At 72.0% G+C, this 19,394-nt stretch carries 19 protein-coding genes; all 19 read left to right on the forward strand.

The features are described from left to right. The first annotated feature begins 72 nt into the window (after positions 1–72). Positions 73–3,081 (forward strand): lantibiotic dehydratase, encoded by a 3,009-nt coding sequence (locus ACIRYZ_RS15145; RefSeq protein ID WP_402943901.1) that lies wholly within the window; start codon positions 73–75, stop codon positions 3,079–3,081. After that, complete coding sequence (locus ACIRYZ_RS15150; protein ID WP_402943903.1) at positions 3,078–4,337, forward strand: lanthionine synthetase C family protein; 1,260 nt, start codon at positions 3,078–3,080, stop codon at positions 4,335–4,337. Before ACIRYZ_RS15145 ends, ACIRYZ_RS15150 begins: the two co-directional genes overlap by 4 nt. Before the next feature lie 15 nt (positions 4,338–4,352). After that, positions 4,353–6,428 (forward strand): methyltransferase, FxLD system, encoded by a 2,076-nt coding sequence (gene fxlM, locus ACIRYZ_RS15155; RefSeq protein ID WP_402943906.1) that lies wholly within the window; start codon positions 4,353–4,355, stop codon positions 6,426–6,428. 5 nt (positions 6,429–6,433) lie between these two features. Continuing rightward, positions 6,434–7,588, forward strand: a complete 1,155-nt coding sequence (locus ACIRYZ_RS15160) for a hypothetical protein (RefSeq protein ID WP_402943908.1) — start codon at positions 6,434–6,436, stop codon at positions 7,586–7,588. A 153-nt stretch (positions 7,589–7,741) separates the two neighbouring features. Then, positions 7,742–9,670: an ABC transporter ATP-binding protein gene (locus tag ACIRYZ_RS15165; protein ID WP_402943911.1), complete on the forward strand. Its 1,929-nt coding sequence runs from the start codon at positions 7,742–7,744 to the stop codon at positions 9,668–9,670. Beyond that, positions 9,667–11,043 carry an NUDIX domain-containing protein gene (locus tag ACIRYZ_RS15170; RefSeq protein ID WP_402943914.1) on the forward strand — a complete coding sequence of 459 codons (1,377 nt, stop codon included), beginning with the start codon at positions 9,667–9,669 and terminating at the stop codon, positions 11,041–11,043. The genes ACIRYZ_RS15165 and ACIRYZ_RS15170 overlap by 4 nt, the downstream gene beginning before the upstream one ends. Next, positions 11,040–11,540: an NUDIX domain-containing protein gene (locus tag ACIRYZ_RS15175; protein WP_402943916.1), complete on the forward strand. Its 501-nt coding sequence runs from the start codon at positions 11,040–11,042 to the stop codon at positions 11,538–11,540. Before ACIRYZ_RS15170 ends, ACIRYZ_RS15175 begins: the two co-directional genes overlap by 4 nt. After that, entirely contained in the window at positions 11,537–12,424 is an 888-nt protein-coding gene (locus tag ACIRYZ_RS15180) for an aminoglycoside phosphotransferase family protein (RefSeq protein ID WP_402943919.1), read from the forward strand. Before ACIRYZ_RS15175 ends, ACIRYZ_RS15180 begins: the two co-directional genes overlap by 4 nt. 36 nt (positions 12,425–12,460) lie before the next feature. Next, on the forward strand, positions 12,461–12,946 hold the full coding sequence (locus tag ACIRYZ_RS15185) for an NUDIX domain-containing protein (protein ID WP_402943921.1): 486 nt from the start codon (positions 12,461–12,463) through the stop codon (positions 12,944–12,946). Positions 12,947–12,951: 5 nt separating this feature from the next. After that, complete coding sequence (locus tag ACIRYZ_RS15190) at positions 12,952–13,170, forward strand: hypothetical protein (RefSeq protein ID WP_402943923.1); 219 nt, start codon at positions 12,952–12,954, stop codon at positions 13,168–13,170. A gap of 23 nt (positions 13,171–13,193) precedes the next feature. Next, complete coding sequence (locus ACIRYZ_RS15195) at positions 13,194–13,670, forward strand: GNAT family N-acetyltransferase (RefSeq protein WP_402943925.1); 477 nt, start codon at positions 13,194–13,196, stop codon at positions 13,668–13,670. Beyond that, positions 13,667–14,212 carry an HIT family protein gene (locus ACIRYZ_RS15200; protein WP_402943927.1) on the forward strand — a complete coding sequence of 182 codons (546 nt, stop codon included), beginning with the start codon at positions 13,667–13,669 and terminating at the stop codon, positions 14,210–14,212. Before ACIRYZ_RS15195 ends, ACIRYZ_RS15200 begins: the two co-directional genes overlap by 4 nt. Then, entirely contained in the window at positions 14,209–14,373 is a 165-nt protein-coding gene (locus tag ACIRYZ_RS15205; RefSeq protein WP_402943928.1) for a hypothetical protein, read from the forward strand. Before ACIRYZ_RS15200 ends, ACIRYZ_RS15205 begins: the two co-directional genes overlap by 4 nt. Before the next feature lie 52 nt (positions 14,374–14,425). Further along, positions 14,426–15,406: an endonuclease/exonuclease/phosphatase family protein gene (locus ACIRYZ_RS15210; RefSeq protein ID WP_402943931.1), complete on the forward strand. Its 981-nt coding sequence runs from the start codon at positions 14,426–14,428 to the stop codon at positions 15,404–15,406. Then, positions 15,403–16,077 carry a 2'-5' RNA ligase family protein gene (locus ACIRYZ_RS15215; RefSeq protein ID WP_402943933.1) on the forward strand — a complete coding sequence of 225 codons (675 nt, stop codon included), beginning with the start codon at positions 15,403–15,405 and terminating at the stop codon, positions 16,075–16,077. Before ACIRYZ_RS15210 ends, ACIRYZ_RS15215 begins: the two co-directional genes overlap by 4 nt. A gap of 66 nt (positions 16,078–16,143) precedes the next feature. Further along, positions 16,144–16,824, forward strand: coding sequence for a hypothetical protein (locus tag ACIRYZ_RS15220; RefSeq protein ID WP_402943936.1), 681 nt, complete (start codon positions 16,144–16,146; stop codon positions 16,822–16,824). Positions 16,825–16,919: 95 nt separating this feature from the next. After that, on the forward strand, positions 16,920–17,555 hold the full coding sequence (locus ACIRYZ_RS15225; protein WP_402943938.1) for a DUF5753 domain-containing protein: 636 nt from the start codon (positions 16,920–16,922) through the stop codon (positions 17,553–17,555). A 40-nt stretch (positions 17,556–17,595) separates the two neighbouring features. Continuing rightward, positions 17,596–18,456, forward strand: coding sequence for a PP2C family serine/threonine-protein phosphatase (locus ACIRYZ_RS15230; protein WP_402943940.1), 861 nt, complete (start codon positions 17,596–17,598; stop codon positions 18,454–18,456). Positions 18,457–18,534: 78 nt separating this feature from the next. Then, positions 18,535–19,353, forward strand: a complete 819-nt coding sequence (locus ACIRYZ_RS15235) for a hypothetical protein (protein WP_402943943.1) — start codon at positions 18,535–18,537, stop codon at positions 19,351–19,353. The last annotated feature ends 41 nt before the right edge of the window (positions 19,354–19,394 follow it).

Raw genomic sequence — 19,394 nt, forward strand, 5'->3', positions numbered from 1 at the left:
TGGTGCCCCGGGTGTACGCCCGGGGCACCAGCCGCCGCCCTGTCCCGTCTCCGAGATCCGAGGTTCGCCGCCATGCGCCCATCCGCTCCCACGGCCTCCTACCGCGCCGCCGGCGTGGCGCTCGTGCGCGCCGTCGCGCGCCCCGACCTGCCGGTTCCTGCCTGGCCGGACCTCGACGGTAACGGCCCCGCTGTGACGCACCAGCAGACTGGATGGCTGCGCACCGTGTGGGCCGACGATCGCCTGGCCCAGGCTCTCGGTCTGGCCAGCCCGGTGCTCGCCGATCGTGTCGCCCGCCTCACCGCCGCCCCTCAGCCCGATCCGCGCGAAGTGCGGCGCGTCGTGCGTTCCACCGCCCGCTACCTCCTGCGTATGGCCGGCCGGCCCACGCCGTTCGGGTACTTCGCCGGCGTGCAGGCAGCATCGTTCGGACCGTCCTGCGACCTGCGGTGGGGCGACGGGCACCACGTTGTCACCCGCATCTCGGCAACCCGGCTCGCACGAGCGATCGAGCAGCTGGAGCACCTCCCCGCCCTGCTGGCCAATCTGGACGTGACCGCGAACAACACCGTCCATGTGCGCGGCGACCGGCTCGTCGTCCCCCACCGGCCGGTCGTCCGGCCCGGCGGCGGCACGGCCGCGGGCGAGACGACCCTGCGCCACACCCGGCCCGTCGCCTTCGTCCTCGCCGCCGCACGCCAGCCGCTCCGCTTCCAGGACCTGGCCGACAAGGTCCACGCCGAGTTCCCCGCCGCAACCGCCGAACAGGTCACCGGCATCCTGTCCGAGCTCGTCACCCAGCGGGCACTCATCACGAACCTTCACGCACCGGCGACCGACCCGGACCATCTCGGGCACCTCCTGACCGCAGTGGAGAAGGCCGGAGCCGAGCAAGTCGCCGATGCGGCCGGGATCCTGGTGGATCTGCGTACCGCTGACGGCAGCCTTCCGGCTCCGGCTGTCGACCTGCGGCTGGACGCCGACCTCGTCCTCCCGCACGCGGTGGCCGACGAGGCTGAGCAAGCTGCCCAGCTTCTGGCCAGACTCAGCGCCGCTCCCAACGGCACGGCAGCGTGGCGGGCCTACCATCAGAAGTTCTACGAGCGCTACGGCCGCGGCGCCCTGGTGCCACTGCTCGACATGGTGGCGGACAGCGGTATCGGCTGGCCCGACGGCTACCCCGGCGCCCGGCCTTCCGAGGTGCCACGCTTCGACGAACGCGACGAGCTACTCGCCGCCCTCGCCCAGCGGGCCGCACTCGACGGCGAGCGCGAGGTCGTTCTCGACGAGGCGCTATTGACCGCGCTCGACCTTGGCCCGGCCGCGCTTCGGCTGCCCCCGCACCTGGAGATCCTGGCGCGCCTTCACGCCGGATCCCAGCAGGCCCTCGGCCAGGGCGACTTCCGGCTGGAGGTGGTGTCGGCGTCCCGGGCGGCCGGTGTCTCGGTCGGCCGCTTCCTCCACCTTCTCGAACCTGGGCACCGGGCGGCGTTCGTCGACGTGCTGACGAACCTGCCGACGATGGACGAGCACGCCGTGACCGCGCAGCTCTCGTTCCCGCCGCTGGACGCGGCGACCGGGCACGTCGCCCGCAGCACGGCGACCGGCCAGCTGGTGATCAGTCTCGCCGAGCACCGCCGCGCCGCCGAAGGTGTCCTCGGTCCGCAGGACCTGGCGGTGGGCTGCGACGGACGGCGCATGTACCTGGCGGCGCCGGCGCTTGGGGTGCGGGTTGAAGCCGCCGCCGTCCACGCCCTGAACCTGCGCACGCACACCCCGCCGCTCGCGCGGCTGATCACCGAGCTGTCCCGTGCGCAGGCCGCGCAGGTGACCCGGTTCGGCTGGGGCTCGCTCCACGCGCTGCCGTTCCGGCCCCGGCTGCGGCACGGCCGTGTCATCCTCTCTCCGGCCGCCTGGCGGCTCACCGCCGCTGAACTCCCTTCCGGCAACGTCGCCCAGGAGGTGTGGGACGAAGTCCTCACGTCGTGGGTGACGCGGCGCCGGGCCCCGCGGCACGTGATGCTGGCCGCCGACAGCCAGGGCCTGCCGCTCGACCTCGACCACCCCGGCCACCGGGCGCTGCTGCGCGATCACCTGCGCTCCGCGCCGCACGCGGTCCTCGTCGAGGAGCCCGACCCAGCCGACCTCGGCTGGGCAGGCAGCCGGGCCCACGAGATCGCCATCCCGGTCACCGCCACCCGCGCTCCGGCCTGGCCACGACTGCCCACACCCACCGCAGCCCGGATCCTGCAGCGAGGCCACGGCGACGCCCCGGGCACCTCCCGCGTGCTCCTCGCCTCCCTCTACGGCGACCTGGAACGCCAGGACACCGTCCTCGCCCGGCACCTACCCGACCTCCTCGCACGGCTCGGGCACCCGAAGTGGTGGTTCGTGCGCTTCCGCGACCCGCGCCAGCACCTGCGGCTGCGCATCGCCCTGCCCGACCCGGCCACCTTCGGCCCCGCCGCCGCCGTGATCAGCACCTGGACCGCCGAACTCCACCAGGCCGGCCTGCTGTCCGAGGTCGTGTACCCGACCTCGTACGCGGAGACCGGCCGCTGGGGCGAGGGGCCGGCCTGGGCCGCAGCGGAGGAGGTCTTCCGCGCGGACTCCACCGCCGTCCTTGCCCAGCTGTCCCAGCCCGCGCTGCCCGATCGGCAGGCACTGCTCGCCGCCCACGCGGTCGCCATCGCGGCAGGGTTCACCGGCTCGGCCACCGCCGGGCTGCGCTGGCTCGTCAACAACGTCCCCGCCCAGGCCCCGGCCGCCGTGCCCAGGCCGGTGTTCAAGGAGGCCGTACGCCTTGCGGACCCGGCTCGCGGCTGGGCGGCACTGCGTGCCGAGCCCAGGGGCGCCGCCATCGTCGACGCCTGGGCGCGGCGCCACCAGGCGCTCGACGCCTATCGCCACTTCTTTCCCGGTCCGCACACCCAGGGCGTGGAGGCGGACGACGTGCTCGGCTCTCTCCTGCACTGCTCCTACGTCCGCGCGTACCGCATCGACTTCGACGACGAGGCTCGGGTCCTCTACCTGGCCCGTGCCGCCGCCCTCGCCCGCCTCTCCCGGGACGGTGACCAGTGACCACGCCGCACCCCGCCCTGCGACTGTCCGACCGGATCGCCGAGCTGCTCGCCAACCCGGCCAATGCCCCGACGACGTGGACGTCCCGGCCGCAGTGGCGCCAGTCCCTCGCCCACGGCGCCTCGGGTATCGCCCTGCTCCACATCGAACGCGCCGCCGCCGGCCGGGGCCCATGGGAGCCGGTGCGCGCCTGGCTGTCGGTCGCGGCCGGCGCCCCGGTCACGAGCGGAGCGGACAGCTACCTGTACTACGGCGCGCCTGCGCTCGCGCATGCTCTCACCTGCGCCGCCCAGGCGCAGCCAGGCTCTTACCAACGCGCCCTCGCCCACCTCGACCAGACCGTGGCGGCCGACGCGGTGCGTCGCTGCAACGAAGCTCTCGCCCGGATCGACCGCGCCGACTTACCCGCGCTGGCCGAGTTCGACGCCGTCCGCGGCCTGGCCGGCGTCGGCGCCGTGCTCCTGCGCCGGGCCCCCGGCGGCGAGACGATCCGCCAGGTCCTGGGCTACCTGGTCCGCCTGACCGAAGACGTCAAGCACAACGGCGAGGTCCTGCCGGGCTGGTGGACCCCGGACGGACCGTCCGGCACGCCGGACGAGCGATTCCCAGGCGGGCACGCCAACACCGGTGTGGCGCACGGCATCGCGGGCCCGCTCGCACTGCTCTCCCTCGCGCTTCGGCAAGGTGTCGAGGTCGACGGCCAGCGCGAGGCGATCCGCACCATCCTGGCCTGGCTGGAGCGCTGGCGTGACGGCCACGCCTGGCCGTACTGGATCACGCCCTCACACCTGACCAGCCCCGGCCGCAAGCCACTGGCGCCGCAGCGGCCGAGCTGGTGCTACGGCACCGCCGGCACCGCGCGCGCCCAGCAGCTCGCCGCCCTCGCCCTCGGCAACCTTCACCTGCGCCACGACGCCGAGAACGCCCTCGCCACCGCACTGGCGGACCCGAAGGCACTCGCCGCGACCACCGGCCTGTCGGCCTGCCACGGCTACGCCGGGCTCGCCCACATCGCCCACCGCGCCGCCGACGACGCCTCGCCGCGCAACGCCGCCCGGCTGCGCTCGGCCGCCGACCTGCTCCTGGATACCACCCACCCTCCGCACACCGACCCCGACGAGCAAGCACGCCGCCTCCTGGAGACGGCGGGGCCCGCGTTCCTGGAGGGCGCGGCCGGCACCGCCCTCGCCCTGCTCGCCCCGGCCACCGGCATCGCGCCCGCGACCCGCTGGGACACCTGCCTCCTGACCACCTGACCGAGGACCGATCCGATGACCACCGACTGGATTCAGCACACCATCACCCCCGTCGACCGAAAAGCCACCGAGCACCTCGCCGCCGACCGCCTCGCCCCCGTCCTCAACGCCGGCCAGGAGGCCGGATCGCTGGAGGGTTGGTGGTACATGCGCAAGGAGGGCCTGCGGCTGCGCTACCGCGCCGCCGTCCCCGAACCCTCCGTCACCACGTTGCTGAACACACTCGTCAAGGAGGAGCTCGTCGAGGGCTGGGCCACCGTGATCTACGAGCCGGAGGCTCATGTCTTCGGTGGCCCCGAGGCCATGGAGGTCGCCCACCAGCTCTTCCACGCCGACAGCCGGCACCTGCTGGCCCGGGCCGCCGAGCCCTGCACGCCCACGCTCGGACGAGCCGAGACCGTCGTCGTCCTCGTCTCCGCCATGCTCCGCGCCGCCGGACTCGACTGGTACGAACAGGGCGACGTCTGGGCGAAGTTCGCCCTGCTTCGCGACGTCGCCGCCCCCGTGGCCCCCGAGCGGGCGGCTGCCCTGACCGCCGCCATGCAGCATCTGATGCGCCTCGACACCTGGGCGCTCACCCGCGGCACCACCCCGCTCGCCCACCACGGCGATTGGGTCGACGCCTTCCAACAGACCGGGCAGGATCTCGCCCGCCTCGCCCGCGACGGTGTTCTCACCCGCGGTCTGCGCGCCGTCCTCGCGCACCACATCGTCTTCCACGCCAACCGCGCCGGCCTGCCGGTCGATCACCAAGCCGCCATGGCCGCAAGGGCGTTGGACGCCGTCTTCCGCTCCGACGAGGGTCCCGTGCCCTCGACGTCCGCCATCCACGCAACCACTAGGGTCACCCACATGACTACTCTCAGCAATGAAGCCGATTCCGCCGAGCAACTGCGCGGCGCCCTCACCGACCGCCTGCTCGACCAGGGCGCCATCCGCACCGGCGCGGTCGAGGCCGCCTTCCGCGCCGTGCCCCGCGAACCCTTCCTGCCCGGCTTCCCGCTGGAGGCCACCTATGCGGACAACCCGAACTACACCAAGACCGACGGCAGCGGCACGCAGATCAGCGCCGCCTCCCAGCCCGCGATCGTCGCCCTGATGCTCGAACAGCTCGACCCGCAACCCGGCGAGAAGATCTTCGAGGCCGGAGCCGGCACCGGCGTCAACGCCGCCTACATGGGCCACATCGTCGGCCCCGGCGGGCACGTGGTGACCGTGGACGTGGACGAGGACCTTGTCGACGGCGCCCGCAAGCACCTTGCCGACGCCGGCATCACCAACGTCGAGGTCGTCCTCGGCGACGGCGCCCTCGGCCACCCGGACGGTGCCCCGTACGACCGCGTCATCGCCACGGTGAGCACCAGTGAGATGCCCACCGCCTGGCTCCAGCAGGTCAAGCCGACCGGCCGGATCGTCCTGCCGCTGCGCCTGCGCGGCACCGCCAGCCGCGTCATCGCCTTCGAGCGCGGCGAGGGCGGCTGGGCATCGGTCGACGACCAGCTCGCCGTCTTCATGCCGCTACGAGGCAGCATGGACGACGCCCGCCGCACCGTCTCCCTCACCAGCGAGGGCGACGTCACCCTCCAGGTCCACAAGGACCAGGACCAGGCCATCGACGCCGACCTACTGGCCGACGTCCTCGACAGCGAACGACACGAGACCTGGACCGGCGTGACCATCCCGGCCGGCACCACCTACGAGTACCAGGACCTCTGGCTGGCCCTCACACTCCCGAACTCCCTCATGCGAATGAGCGTCACCGGCAACGCGCGCGAGCGCGGCGTGAACCCCATGTTCGGCTGGGGCGCCATGGCCACCGTCGACGCCGGCTCCCTCGCCTACCTCACCCTGCGCCTCGGCGAGCCCGACGCCGACGGCCGCAAGACCTACGAGACCGGCGTGATCGGCCACGGCCCCGCGGGCGCCGCCCTCGCCGATCTCGTCGCCGAGCAGATCCGCGTCTGGAACGCCGGCTTCCGCGGCCGGACCTTGCGCATCGAACTCCCCGACACCCCCGCCACCGCGGACCCGTCCGCTGGCCGGTTCGTCATGGACCGCCCCAACCACCCGATCACCCTCGCCTGGGAGTGACCCGCGTGCACCCGACCGGACCGATTGCCCAGCGCTTCCCGCTGGTACCGCGGATCCGGCCCGCGTGCCTACCCCTCGACGCCCGTGTCGGCCAGCTCGTGGAGCTGGCCGACACGGCCTCGCGGCAGGTCGACCCGGGCCACGCATCTGTCGTCTTCAACCAGGCAGCGCTCCTCGCCTCCGACGTAGGCCTGCCCGGGTACGCCCGCGAGCTGTGCCACCGCCACGCCGCCCTCTACCTCACCCGCGGGCCGCTCCCGGCGATGAGCGCCATCCGCGGCCTCGAACCCCTGGTCAACCTCGCCCGCCTCCACATCCGCGCCGGCCACCACCAGCACGGCCACCAGCTCCTGCTCGACCTCTACAGCGCTGTCACCCGCGCCACCGAGACCGTCCTCGACGGCCTCGCCGTCCCCGCCCACCTCACCGAGACCGACGAGCAGCGTGGCAAGGTCCGCCAGTGGCTGTGGCGCGTCGTCATCGCCGACGGCACCCGCGCCCTCACCGCCGCCGGCCGCTGGACGGATGCCCTGCGCCACATCGAGGAACACCGCGGCATCGGCCAGCGCATCCTCGACGGCCGCCAGGTCGCCATCCTCACCCGCATCACCAACGCCGACCTGCCCGGTGCACTCGCACTGCTGGCCGCCACCGACCCCGGCGACCCTTGGGAGGACGCCGTCACCGCCATCCTCACCGCGCTATGCCGCCCCGACGACGCGCGCACCGCCGAAGCCGCCATCGACCACTGCATCACCTTCGAACCGGACGAGGGCCTGGCCGTCTTCAGCACCCGCCTCGCCCTGACCGCACTCGACGCCGCCGGCCAGGACACACCCGCCGCCCGAAACCTGATCGAGCAGCTGTCCAGCCGAACGGGTGAAATGGGTGATGGTTACGCGCTGCGCGACCTCCTCGCCCACCCGAGCGTCCGTGACGGCCTCGAACCCGACCGGACAGCCGCGCTCGAACGCGCTCTCGCCGCCTGCGCACTGGGCTCCGGAACACTGCCCACCCCCCTTCGCGAGCAGTTGGAGGAGGCGCTGGGCAGCGCCTCGGCGGTGCTCGAAAACTCCCCGTTCGACCCGGGCTCGCCCGGTGGTAATCCGCTTGAACGGCACACTCGAACAGCACCATCATCAGACCCTCCCCGTCTGTGAACCAGCCCCAACTCGGCTTACCCGATGCCCACTTGGGCCATCCTTTCCTGCCGATTCGGCGGCTCCGTATGCCCGCGCACTGTCCGTGTCTGGAGGAGCTGTGGTGAAGACCCCCGCCTTGATGGTCAGCGACCCGTGCAAGGAGGCGAACGCGTGAGTGCCGCGACCCAATCGGCCGAGGCCGCCGACGAGGAGCTGCAATGGCTGGCCGACGGCCGTCGCATCGAGGCCATCGAGGCGATCAGCGTCAGCGCCATGGCCCGCCGTCTGCCCACGCTGGTGGTCCGCGCCTTCCGACTCGGCTGGCGCATCGACCGCGCCTCCGTCGCGCTGCTGCTGGCCTGCCAGGTCGTCTCCGCCGTACTCGGCGCGGCCGGACTGTTCGCGACCACCGGCACGATCGCGGCCCTGTTCGACCCGGGCCGGATCAGCGACAAGCTCGCCCACGCCGCGCCGTCCATCCTGGTGATCGCCGCAGCAGCTGGCGCCCGCTCGCTGCTTGGCATCACCATCCGCACTATCACCGTCCACCTGTCCCCACGGATCTCCCGCGAGGCGGAAGCGGCGGTGCTGCGCGCCACCGTGGCCGCCGAGCTGACCGCCTACGACCACGCCGGCTACAACGACGAGCTGGAGGCCGCCGACCGCGGCGCCGAGGTGTGCGTGGACATCGTCGGCGAGGCACAGAACCTGATCGCCTCACTCGCCTCCCTCGTCGGCGCCGCGAGTGTGCTGACGGTGCTCCACCCGCTGCTGCTTCCGCTCCTCGTGCTGGCCGCACTGCCGCAGGGCATCGCGTCGGTTCACGCCGCCAGAGTCCAGTTCCTCGCGAACCGGGCCGCCATCGGCGACCGCCGGATCATGGCGAACCTGCGCTGGTACATCCACCTCAAGCGCAACGCCGACCAGGTCCGCTCCGACACCATGGGCGACTTCCTGCTCGCCAAGTACGAGCTGGTCGGCCGACGGCTGGACGCCAGCTCCCGGCAGGCGGCGATGAAGGGCGCCAAGGTCTCGGTAATCGGCGCCGCCGCGTCCGGCCTCGGCACCACCCTGGTGTGGGCCGCGATGCTGTGGCTGGTCAGCACCGGCCGGATGAGCCTGCCCCACGGCGGCGCGGCCGTGTTCGCCCTCGGCGCGGTCAGCACCAGCCTCCACGGCATCGTCGGCTACGGCGCCGACCTGTTCCGCACCGGCATGTACCTGGACGACTGGTCGAGCTTCCTCGACACCGCCGGCGGCCACCGACTGCAGCGCGGCGCCGCCGTCCCGCAAGCACCGCACCGGATCACGGTCAAAGACCTCACCTACGCCTACCCCTCCTCCGAGCGCACCGCGCTGGACAAGGTGAATCTGCACGTCGACCGCGGCGAGATCCTGGCCCTGGTGGGCGAGAACGGCTCGGGCAAGACCACCCTCGCGAAACTCCTCGCCGGTTTGTATCTTCCGGCCGACGGATCGGTGCGCTGGGACGGACACGACACGCGCGACCTCGACCCGCACGCCCTGTGGCGCCAGGTCGCGGTCGTGCCCCAGGACTACGCACGCTGGCCGTTGACCTGCCGGGAGAACATCACGCTGGGACAGCCGGGCCCCGACGGCGACGAGGCGGTGATGCGCGCCGCCGAAGCCTCCGGAGCGGGCGAGGTCGTCGCCAAGCTCCGCCGGGGCCTGTCCACGCTCCTGGCCGTGGAGTGGATGGGAGGAGAGGAGCTGTCCGGCGGACAGTGGCAGCGACTGGCCATCGCCCGGGCGTTCCACCGCGAGGCCGGACTGCTGGTCCTGGACGAGCCCACCGCCGCCCTCGACCCGCGGGCCGAGCACCGGATCTTCCAGAACCTGCGGGTCGTCGCCCGCGATCGGGCGGTCGTCCTGGTCACCCATCGGCTCACCAACGTCGCCATCGCCGACCGGATCGTGGTCCTCGAAGACGGAAAGGTCCTCCAGGAAGGAACCTTCGCCGAGCTGGTAGCCGACGCGGGCGGCCGGTTCAGGGAGCTGTGGGACCTGCAGAACGAGCGCACCGGCGTGCCCGCCCAACGAGCCGTACCGGTCCGAGAGAGCAAGGAGCCCCTCCAGTGATCGACTTCGACGTGCTGACCGACCTGGCCTCCCGCGAAGGCATCGAGGGGATCGGCGTAGGCGTGGTCGTCCGCGACGCCTCCGGCCGCATCCTGATGATCCGCAGGGCCGCACACGACGTCCTGCCCGGCCTGTGGGAGTACCCGGGCGGCGGCCGGGAGAACGGAGAACCCGTGCCGGCGGGCGCGGCGCGTGAGCTGGCCGAGGAGACCGGGCTCACTGGCCTGGCGCTGGAGTACGCACGGCACCTGGACTTCACCAACCAGCGCGGCCTGCGGGTCCGGCAGTTCGTCTTCACCACCGTCGTCCCCGACGGCACCCCGGTCGTCCTGTCGCCCGACCACGACGGCCACCAGTGGGCCGGCGCCGACCAGCTGCCGCCGACCAGCGAGGGCCAGCGCGCGGTCATCGAGTGGCTCACCCACCGCCTCGCCGTCCCCGGCTGGCGGCCGGTCGGCGGCTACCTCCTCACCATCGCCCGTCCCAGCTCCTACGCCTGCTTCCTCGTCACCGACCCGCAAGGCCGCGTCCTCGGGATGCGCTCCACCATCAACCCGGGCGTGTGGAACTTCCCGGGCGGCAACGTCGAACACGGCGAGACCCCCTTCACCACCGCCCTTCGCGAGGCCCAAGAAGAACTGAGCCTCGACCTCGCAGCGGAGAACCCCGAGGTCATCGCCCGAAAGCGCCTGGTCGCCGTCATCCACGAGCAGGCCGGCACCGAGTACCCCGTCCCCGTCTGCGGCTACGTCTTCGACGGCGGCATCCTCACCACCGAGCAGCGGGCCCGGATCCACCTCGATCCAGCCGAGCACACCGAGTGGCGGTTCGAGACCGCCCACGACTGGCGCGCCCACATGAACCCGGACCGCTACCGGCGGCTCCGGCAGGTGCTGCGCGCCCACCGCTCCGGTGTCCCGCTCTACCTGGAGCGCCCCACACCGGCCGACGACGACTTCGAGGGCGTCCTGGTCTTCGTCACCGACCGGGTGGGTCGACTGCTGATGCACCTACGCGAAGCCGGGCCGGGCATGGCCTGGCCCGGCTACTGGACTCCGATCGGCGGGTGGCGCGAGGCCGACGAGAGTGCCCGGGAGAGCGCGGTGCGCGAGGTTCGCGAGGAGGCCGGTATCGAGATCACCAGGCTGCGGCCCCTCCCCGACCCGCACCATGACCTCGGCCTCCCGCTCACCCGCGTCCTGCACGCCGTCTGGGACGGCACCGACAGCGACCTGCGGCTCGGTGACGAGGGCCTGGCCGTACGCATGGTTCCCCTCGACGAGGTACTGGACCTGAAGGTGCCGCCCTACATGCACCACTACCTGCCGCTGCTCGACGCTGCGGCCGACCGGCCCACCGGGAGGATCTCGTGACCCAGCTCGACCACCCCAGCCGGCCAGCGGACAGGGAGCCCCGCAAACCGGGGACGGACCCGCTGACGCTGGTCGTCGGCGTCCACCTCGTCTTGCTCGACGACGGGACCGTGCTACTCGGGCGGCGGCGCAACACCAGCTACGCCAACGGACTGTGGCACCTCCCGGCGGGACACATGGAGCGGGGCGAGCCCATCACCCGCTCGATGACCCGCGAGGCGGAGGAGGAACTCGGTATCACCATCGCCGAGAACGACCTCGAACTCGTCCACACGCTGCACCACCTCGACGCCGACGACGGCCGCAGCCGTCTCCAGTTGTTCTTCCATGCCGCGCGCTATGAAGGCCGGGTTCGCAACGCGGAGCCGCACAAGTGCGAGGAACTGCGGCGATGGCCACTCGACCGGCTGCCGGCCGATATCGTGCCCTACACCGCGCACGCGCTCGGCGAAATCGCCTGCGGCAACCCGCTGTCCACCGTCGGCTGGCCGGCATGACCGCACCCGCCCTCCCCGACGACGCCGACCGGCTACTGCGCGAGACGGCAGGTCCGTACGAGCTGCTGTGCGCATGCTCGCCTGACCCCACCGGAAGGGCGACGGTGTGGGAGGTCCGTACCGATGACGGCAGCCGCCTGTTCGCCAAACGGCACAAGAACGAGTTCATGCACCAGCGCGAGACCACCGCCTACCGGATCCTCGCGCCGGTCCTCGGCGCCGGTCTGGCACCGGACCTGCTGGCCGAGGACGCCCGATCGTTGCTCGTCGTCACCGCCGCGTTGCCCGGCACCCCGGCCACCAGGACCGCCCTTACCGCGGCCGAGGAGCGGGAGGTGTACCGGCAAGCCGGGCAGCTCGCGGCCGTCATCCATGCCCACCCGACAGCTGGTGCCCCCGTCGGGGAGCAGCTGCCCTGGGCCGAAGAGCGTGACCGGGCGCTCGCCCGCGCCCGCGACGCTCAACTGTCCGACGAGGACATCGAGGTCCTGGCCGACGCCACCTGCATCGAGCCTCCACACGTAGCTCTCGCGTACTGTCACGGCGACTTCGGCCCCAGGAACTGGCTCGTCCACCATCAGGGTAACAACCTGATCGTTAGCGTGATCGACTTCGAGCGCAGCCAGGTCGAGGCGCCGGTGCGGCGCGACCTGATGCGGGTCATGCTCCAGCTCACCCCACACCGGCCCGACCTCCGCACGGCGTTCCTCGCCGGCTACGGACGAGACCTCACCGCTGACGAGTGGGCGGCGTGCCGGGCCTGGGCAGCGATCGACTGCCCCGCCGCCCTGCGCTGGGCCCTCGACCACCACCACGACGAAGAGATCATCGGCTACGCCCGCACCGTCCTGGAACAGCTCCGCCACCCCGCGCCGACCGCCTGAAATCCCCATCCACTCAGCCAACTTGGAGGTAACACTGTGGAGAGCCTTCGCCAGGCCGTGGCCGTGATCGCCCACGACCAGCCCCGGGGCCGGATCGCGACGATCCACTACGCGGCGAACAGCTGGAGCGCGACGCCGGCGTGGACGATCCCCGGCGGCAAGGTCGAGGTCGGCGAGCGCCTCGACGAGGCCGCCGCCCGTGAACTACGCGAAGAGACCGGGCTGATCGTCGAGCCCGAGCACCTGCGGCTCGTCCACACCGCCCAGGTCCGTGTCGGCTGGGACGGCAAGGGGCCCTTCCTGCTCAGCGTGTTCCTCGCCACCGCCTGGCGTGGCGAGCTGACGAACACCGAGCCGGCCAAGCACCTCGCCGTCACCTGGACCCCGGCCGACGCACTGCCCCTGCCGATGTTCCCGACCTCCCACGCCGCCCTCACCCTCTACCTGTCCGGCGGACGGGGCTTCTCCACCCACGGCTGGGACGGCAAGCCCTTCGACCCGCACGCCCTGGTCCGCGCGTGAGAGCGATGGGACGACACCGACGACCGCCCGACCCTCAGCTGCCGGACGACGCCGACGCCCGGCTGCACGCCATCGCCAACAAGCAGCCCATCGTGGAAGAAGGCGTCGTCGTCTTCCACGACAGCACCGTCCCCTACGCCTACCGGACCGTGCACCGGCCGGACGGCGGGACCGACCGTCACCTCGTCCGCCTGGATCCACCGCCACCGCAGCTGTCCCACTGACCGCCCTTCCCGGAGGAATCCCCTTGCCCGGTCAATCCGTTCGCGCCGCCGGCCCGCAGGACGCCGACGAGCTACTGCGCCTGCGCGTCGCGGTCCTCGACGGCGCCCAGCTCACCGACGAGTGGCGCTCGACCTTCCGCGACGACATGCACGCCCGCCTCGGCACCGATCCGCACCTGCTCGCATACGTCGTCCCCGCCGACGAGCACACGCTCGCCTCGTGCGCCATCGGCATCGTCTACCGCGGCTACCTCGGGCCCACCCACCCCACCGGGCTGTGGGGCCGCGTCCACACGGTGGCCACCGACCCCGCCCACCGGCGCCGCGGCCACGCCCGCGCCGCCACCGAAGCCCTCATCGACGCGCTCAAGGCGACCGGGTGCGGCTCGATCGAACTGCGCGCCACCGAGGCCGGCGCCCCGCTCTACCACTCCCTCGGCTTCGGACCGCTGGACGGCTACATGGCGCTGCGCCCCGGCCCCGAGGGCTGGACGCGGTGAACGGCTTCGACCTCGACACCTACAACGAGCAAGCCCGCAACGGGCCATGCTTCATCTGCTCGATGCTCGCCGACGTTCCCGGATACGAGCACCGGATCGTCCTGGACGACGGCGTCCACGTCGCGTTCCTCGACCGCTATCCGACGCTTCCGGGCAAGGTGCTGGTGGCCCCGCGCGCCCACGTCGAGGACGCCATCGGCGGCTTCACCGAGGAGCAGTACCTGGCCCTGCAGCTGGTGGTCCACCGGGTCGCCACCGCCCTCGCCGCGACCGTCCCGACCGAGCGCCTCTACGTGCTCAGCTTGGGAAGCCAGCAGGGCAACGCGCACGTCCACTGGCACGTCGCAGCCCTGCCGCCCGGCGTCCCGTACGAGCAGCAGCAGTTCCACGCCCTGATGACCGAGGGAGCCGGCGTCCTGCCGGACGACCCCGAGGAGTCCGAGCGCCTCGCCGCCCAGCTCCGCGCCCGGCTCCACCAACCCGCCCAGGAAGACGCGGTGTTACCGGCGGCCCGTCCGAGTCCTGCTGAGGAGACCGCTTGAAGGCCCGCCCCTCCACGCGCGAACAGGAAGGCGCGGTCTCCGACAGCGAGCGGTTCCTGTTCGGCTGCCGGCTGCGCTACGACTACAGCTTCGCCGACCACGAGCCCGACATCCCAGGCCAACGCCTCGCCTCCGACGTCCCCGCACGCCAAGCCAACTGACCGCCAAGACCACTTCGCGACACCGCAGCCATACCTGCCCGAGGAGCCGACCTTGGTCCGCATCACCAACTTCAACGCCTACAAGCTCAAACTCACCGACCGCAACACCGCTGGCTGGAGGGCCCGTGTCACTGCCATTCAGGAGGTGGCGCCCGACATCTTGACCCTCCAAGAAGTCCTCGTCGACGAGGAACTGAAGCAAGGCGAGACAGAGCTTGACCGCGCGCAGCGATGGCGGGCCGAGGCCGGCGAGATCATCGGATCCCTCGCGGCCGACTGCGGCCTGACCGCCACGACGATACGTGCGGACGGAACCCGCGGTGGCATCGCCATGGCGAACAACCAGCACCGGGGCTGGTACACCGCCATCCTCTGGAATCCGGACACCGTGCGCGCGGTACCCGGAGGATTCCGCCCGTTCGGCGCACCGGACTTCTGGCACGGCTGTACCACCGTGCAACTCGATGTCGGCGCGGCGGAGCCCCTCCTCGTCGCGAGCTACCACGGTGACCCGTTCCGGCCCGACTTCCGCGCGAACGAGGCTTTGCGACTCAAGGGGATCTTCCGCCGCACCGGCGGAGCGAAGCCGGGCATCCTGGCGGGCGACTTCAACTCCATCTCCGCCGCGACCACCATCCCCGGCGGCACGCGGTTCTACGACCCCGAGCCGTACCTCGACCAGGACCACGACGACCTGGAGTACCAGCTCCAGCCCGGCACGGCCGGGGGCACCCAGCTGGCCGACCGGCGCCAGACCGCAGCGCTGCTGCGCGCCGGCTACATGGTCGACGCCGCCGCCCACCTGGCGGCACCGTGGCAGCCGACCGTCGGCTACTGGGCCGACGGGCAAGGCGATCCGGACCCGTGGGGCGAGCGACGCATCGACCTGATCCTTGCGACCCGGCCCGTCGCCCCCGCCCTGGTCCACTACCTTGCCCACGTCAGCCCGGCCAGCGAGGCTGCGGCCGACCACCGCCCCGTCTACGCCGACCTGGACGTCAGCGCTATCCCGGCCCCGCAGGAGACGCGGTGAGGAAGTTCATGACCATCAGCCGCTGGTGGGGACGCCAGGACGGCCCAGCTGAGGACTGGGTGCGACCACACGTCCTGTGGTTACCCCAGGACCAGCCGCAGGTCCTCGAGTACTTCGCCCGGCTGCGCGAAATGACCGAGCAGTACCCGGACGTGATCGCACCAATTGCCGATGACGACCTGCACATGACGATCCAGAAGATCCACCCGCTGACTGCCGCCGGCGCGCGGGTCGACGGGGCGATCCTCGCGAGCGCCGCCACCGCCGTCCAGAAGGAACTCGCCGACATGGAGCCGTTCACCATCGAGATCGGCCCGGCCCGCGCCTCCGGCTCCGCCGGCCTCGTGGACATCTGGCCGGAGCACGGCCCTGACCGGCTGTACCAGCGTGTGCGGGCCGGGCTCACCGACGCCGGTCTGGAACTCCCGCCCGCCGAGAAGCACTTCTGGTGCCACATGTCGTGCGGCTACGGTGTCCAGGACACCGATACCCCCGAACTCGCCGCCCGCTCGGACCGCCTCGCCTCCGACCTCGGCCGCCAGATCCGGCCGGGAATCCGCACCAACGCCACCGTCTCCAGCGTGTGGCTGGTGTGGGAACGCCAGCACCCCGCCCCGGTCCCCCGCTACACCTTCGAGCGCGTCCACCAGCTGCACCTGGGCAAGTCCTGACCAACAGCGGCCAGGCCGAGCCGCCCACGCGAACGGCCGCCGCACCAATGTGACGGAGAAGCGATCGTGGAGAAGTTCGTTCCGAAATTCCAGGGCGCGCCGTGGCCCGACGGCGCCCGCGTCCTGCACGTCTACGCCGTTCCGGACCTGCAGACCGACCTCCCCCTGGCCCGGCTGGTCAACGAGTGCCGGGACGCGATGAGCCCCTATCCGATCACCTCGATCGGCGACGGCACGCTGCACTGCACCATCGAGATGGTCGCCGACACCACCGCCGACAAGATCACGCCGGAAGAGCGCGACGACCTTGTGGCCGCCCTGCACACGCACCTGGCCTTCACCGGCCCGCTGGAGGTCACGGCCGGCAGCCCGATCGCCAACCGGGCCGGGGCCTTCCTGGACCTTTCGCCCGACGCGAGGCTGGTCGACCTGCGCGAGCATGTCCGCGACGCGATCCGCGAGGTCCGCGGGCCCGGCGCGCTGCTCCACGACGGCGGCCGGCACCACATCTCACTCGGCTATGCCTGGGCCGAGGCGTCTTCCGACGCGCTGCAGACGGCCCTGCGGAGGATCTCGCCCAGCCACGTCCCCGTTCGTTTCACCGCGCTCCACCTGCTCGACGTGAAGTTCCAGCAGGTCCCGCGTCCGGGGGGCGAGTTGGCCTGGGAACTGACGTGGGAGCCGGTCGCAGCCATCGCCCTCAGTAACGGCTCCGACGACGCCCAGCCGTCGCAGCCCGCTCACTGACACCCGTTCGCCGTCCCGCCCGGCGCAGGCACGCGTCGGGCGGGACAACCCTTCCACCAGGCTCCACACCGCAGCCCGTAACCAGGAGGAACCGCATGTCCGACCCCACCGTCCCCGCCCCGGACCTCACAGCTGCCGGCCCGGCCGCCATCGACTGGCCGGGTCTTCTCCGGCAGGGAACCGGGCCGACCCAGGCCGAGTTCCGCCGGCTCGTCGAGCAGACCACGCACTACCACGGCTACAGCCCCAACCTCGTCTGGGGAAACCTGCAGACCCGCGCCTACGCCGAGGAGGTCCTGCGTCTGGTCGTCGACCTGCACGGCATCCCGCGGGACATCGAGGCCGGTGCCGCCGAGCGCGTCGCCCGCGCCCAGTACTTCGGCGTCGGCGGGCGCAGCTTCCACGTCCTACTCGGTGAGCAGGCGCTGCTCACCGGCATCGGTGGCCCCGAGGTCATGCGCGCCCAGCTCGAACACCTCCTGGAGGCCCTGAAGTTGCCCGGCCTCACCCTCGGCATCATCCCCGCCCGCGCCCGGCTCGCCGTCTATCCCGGCGACGGATTCGGGATCTTCGACGGCGCTCGCGTCGAGGTCGAGGGCTACCGAGGGGGCGAGACGATCACTGACGACCGTGTTCAGATCTTCCACCGGGCCTTCGATCGGCTCCACGAGTCCGCCGTGTACGGCGACGACGCCCGGGCCATCATCACCACGGCCCTGCACACCTGCTGAGCTCCGGCCGCCGCTTTCACACCCGCGAAGGACACCGCCGATGTCGACCACCTCCACCGTGCCCGTCGTCCGCACGGGCGAGCGCGCCGGACAGGACAACCGCCCCACCGAGGACCGGATCGTGGTGCTTGACCACGCCCTGGTCGTTCTGGACGGCGTCAGTACCGTCACCGACGATCAGCCGCGCGGCGGCTGGTACGCCGGGGCCCTCGGCGAGCGGATCGCCAACCTGCTGACCCGCACACCCCGATCCGATCTTCGCGAGGTCCTCACCGCCGCCATCGGCGGCCTCGCCCGCGACCACCACTTGATCCCCGGGCGCTCCCCAGCCGCGACCGTCGCCGTCGCCCGCCTCGCGAACCACCAGATCGACGTCGCCGTCCTCGGCGACAGCCCGATCACCGCAATTCACCACGACGGCACCCTTCTTCAGCTCCGGGACGACCGTCTCGCGCACCTCGTCGACGCCCAGCCCCAGGCGGCCCTCTACCGGTCCCGGCTCCGCGCCGGCCGCGGCTTCGACCAGCAGCACCGCGAAATTCTGCGCGAGCTACGGGACTTCCAGAACACCCAGGTCAACCGCCCCGGCGGGTACTGGATCGCCGAAGCCGCCCCCGAGGCCGGCCAGAACGCCTTCGTCGCAACCTGGCCGGCCGAGGGGCTCACCGACCTGCTCCTGGCCACCGACGGCATCACCGAGGCCGTCGATGCCTACGGCCTCCTCACCTGGCAACAGGTCGCCGCCCTCTCCCGCGCAGTCGGGCCGGACGCCGTCATCGACACCATCCGCGACTTCGAAACCCAGGACCCGGACGCCCGCCGCCACCCCCGATACAAGCCCTCCGACGACGCCGCCCTCGCCCACTGGCTACTCGCCGCTCCGCAACCCGGCTGCCCGTGATCCGAGGAAACCAGAATCGGAAACAGCTATGCAGCCAACCAGGGGATCGATGACAACCAACACGACTATGGTGGGGCGGTGACCTGGAACTTCGCCACGAGCCACATCGGCCACGACGGCGCCGGCAACCTCACGCTGGAGGTCTGCCACCGTCGCGCGGACTACGGCAACCGTTTCGGCGGGGTGTTCTGGCTCAGCACCCCGCCACCGCCGGACGGTACGCCCGAGCTGGACGTGTGCTGCCCGCTGTGTATGGCAGACCGCGGCCTGACCGTCTCCGGGGCCTGGGGCGGTCCCGCCCGGCTGACCTGCGTGTGCACTCACTCCTGGACGCCCCGGCTGCCCGGCCTCTCACCCGAGGATGTTCTGCGGAAGCTCGTGCGCCTGGCCCTCGCATCGGATCCCGGTCCCGGTATGCCGTTGTGGCGGATGCGGGCCGACCACGACGCCGAGCCTCCCACGCCGCTCCAGCAGGCCGTCCACCCGTACGTCGCCGACGCCTCTCGCGCACTCAACCGTCGAGAGTGGCAGTTCAGCGACAGCGAGTGCTCTGTGGCCTCCAACCTGCTGACGCGGGCCGGCTGCCGGTCGTACTGGAGCCCCGAGGCACTTGAGGCCCTGGCGCAGGAAAGGCGGACCGACGAGGACCACCTCAAGTGGGTTCATGAAAACCTCCAGGCGCTGGAGGATCACGGCAGGACGACCCGCGGCCGTCTCGGGCAGTTCCTATCGGACTGCGCCGCCGCGCTGCGACCGGCCGCCCTACTGACCATGGACGACCTGGAACCCGGGAAGACGTGGTCCCGCATGCCGCCCGTACTCGATGACGCCCGAGGGGCGCTCGGCAGCGTCCACGTCGTACTGACCGCGGGCGCCACAGGCGACGTCGATTACTGACGCCGACCACGATCTGCCGCACCACCCCTTGCCCCACGAGG

The sequence above is a fragment of the Kitasatospora sp. NPDC101155 genome (genome assembly GCF_044768305.1).
Classification (GTDB): Bacteria; Actinomycetota; Actinomycetes; order Streptomycetales; family Streptomycetaceae; genus Kitasatospora.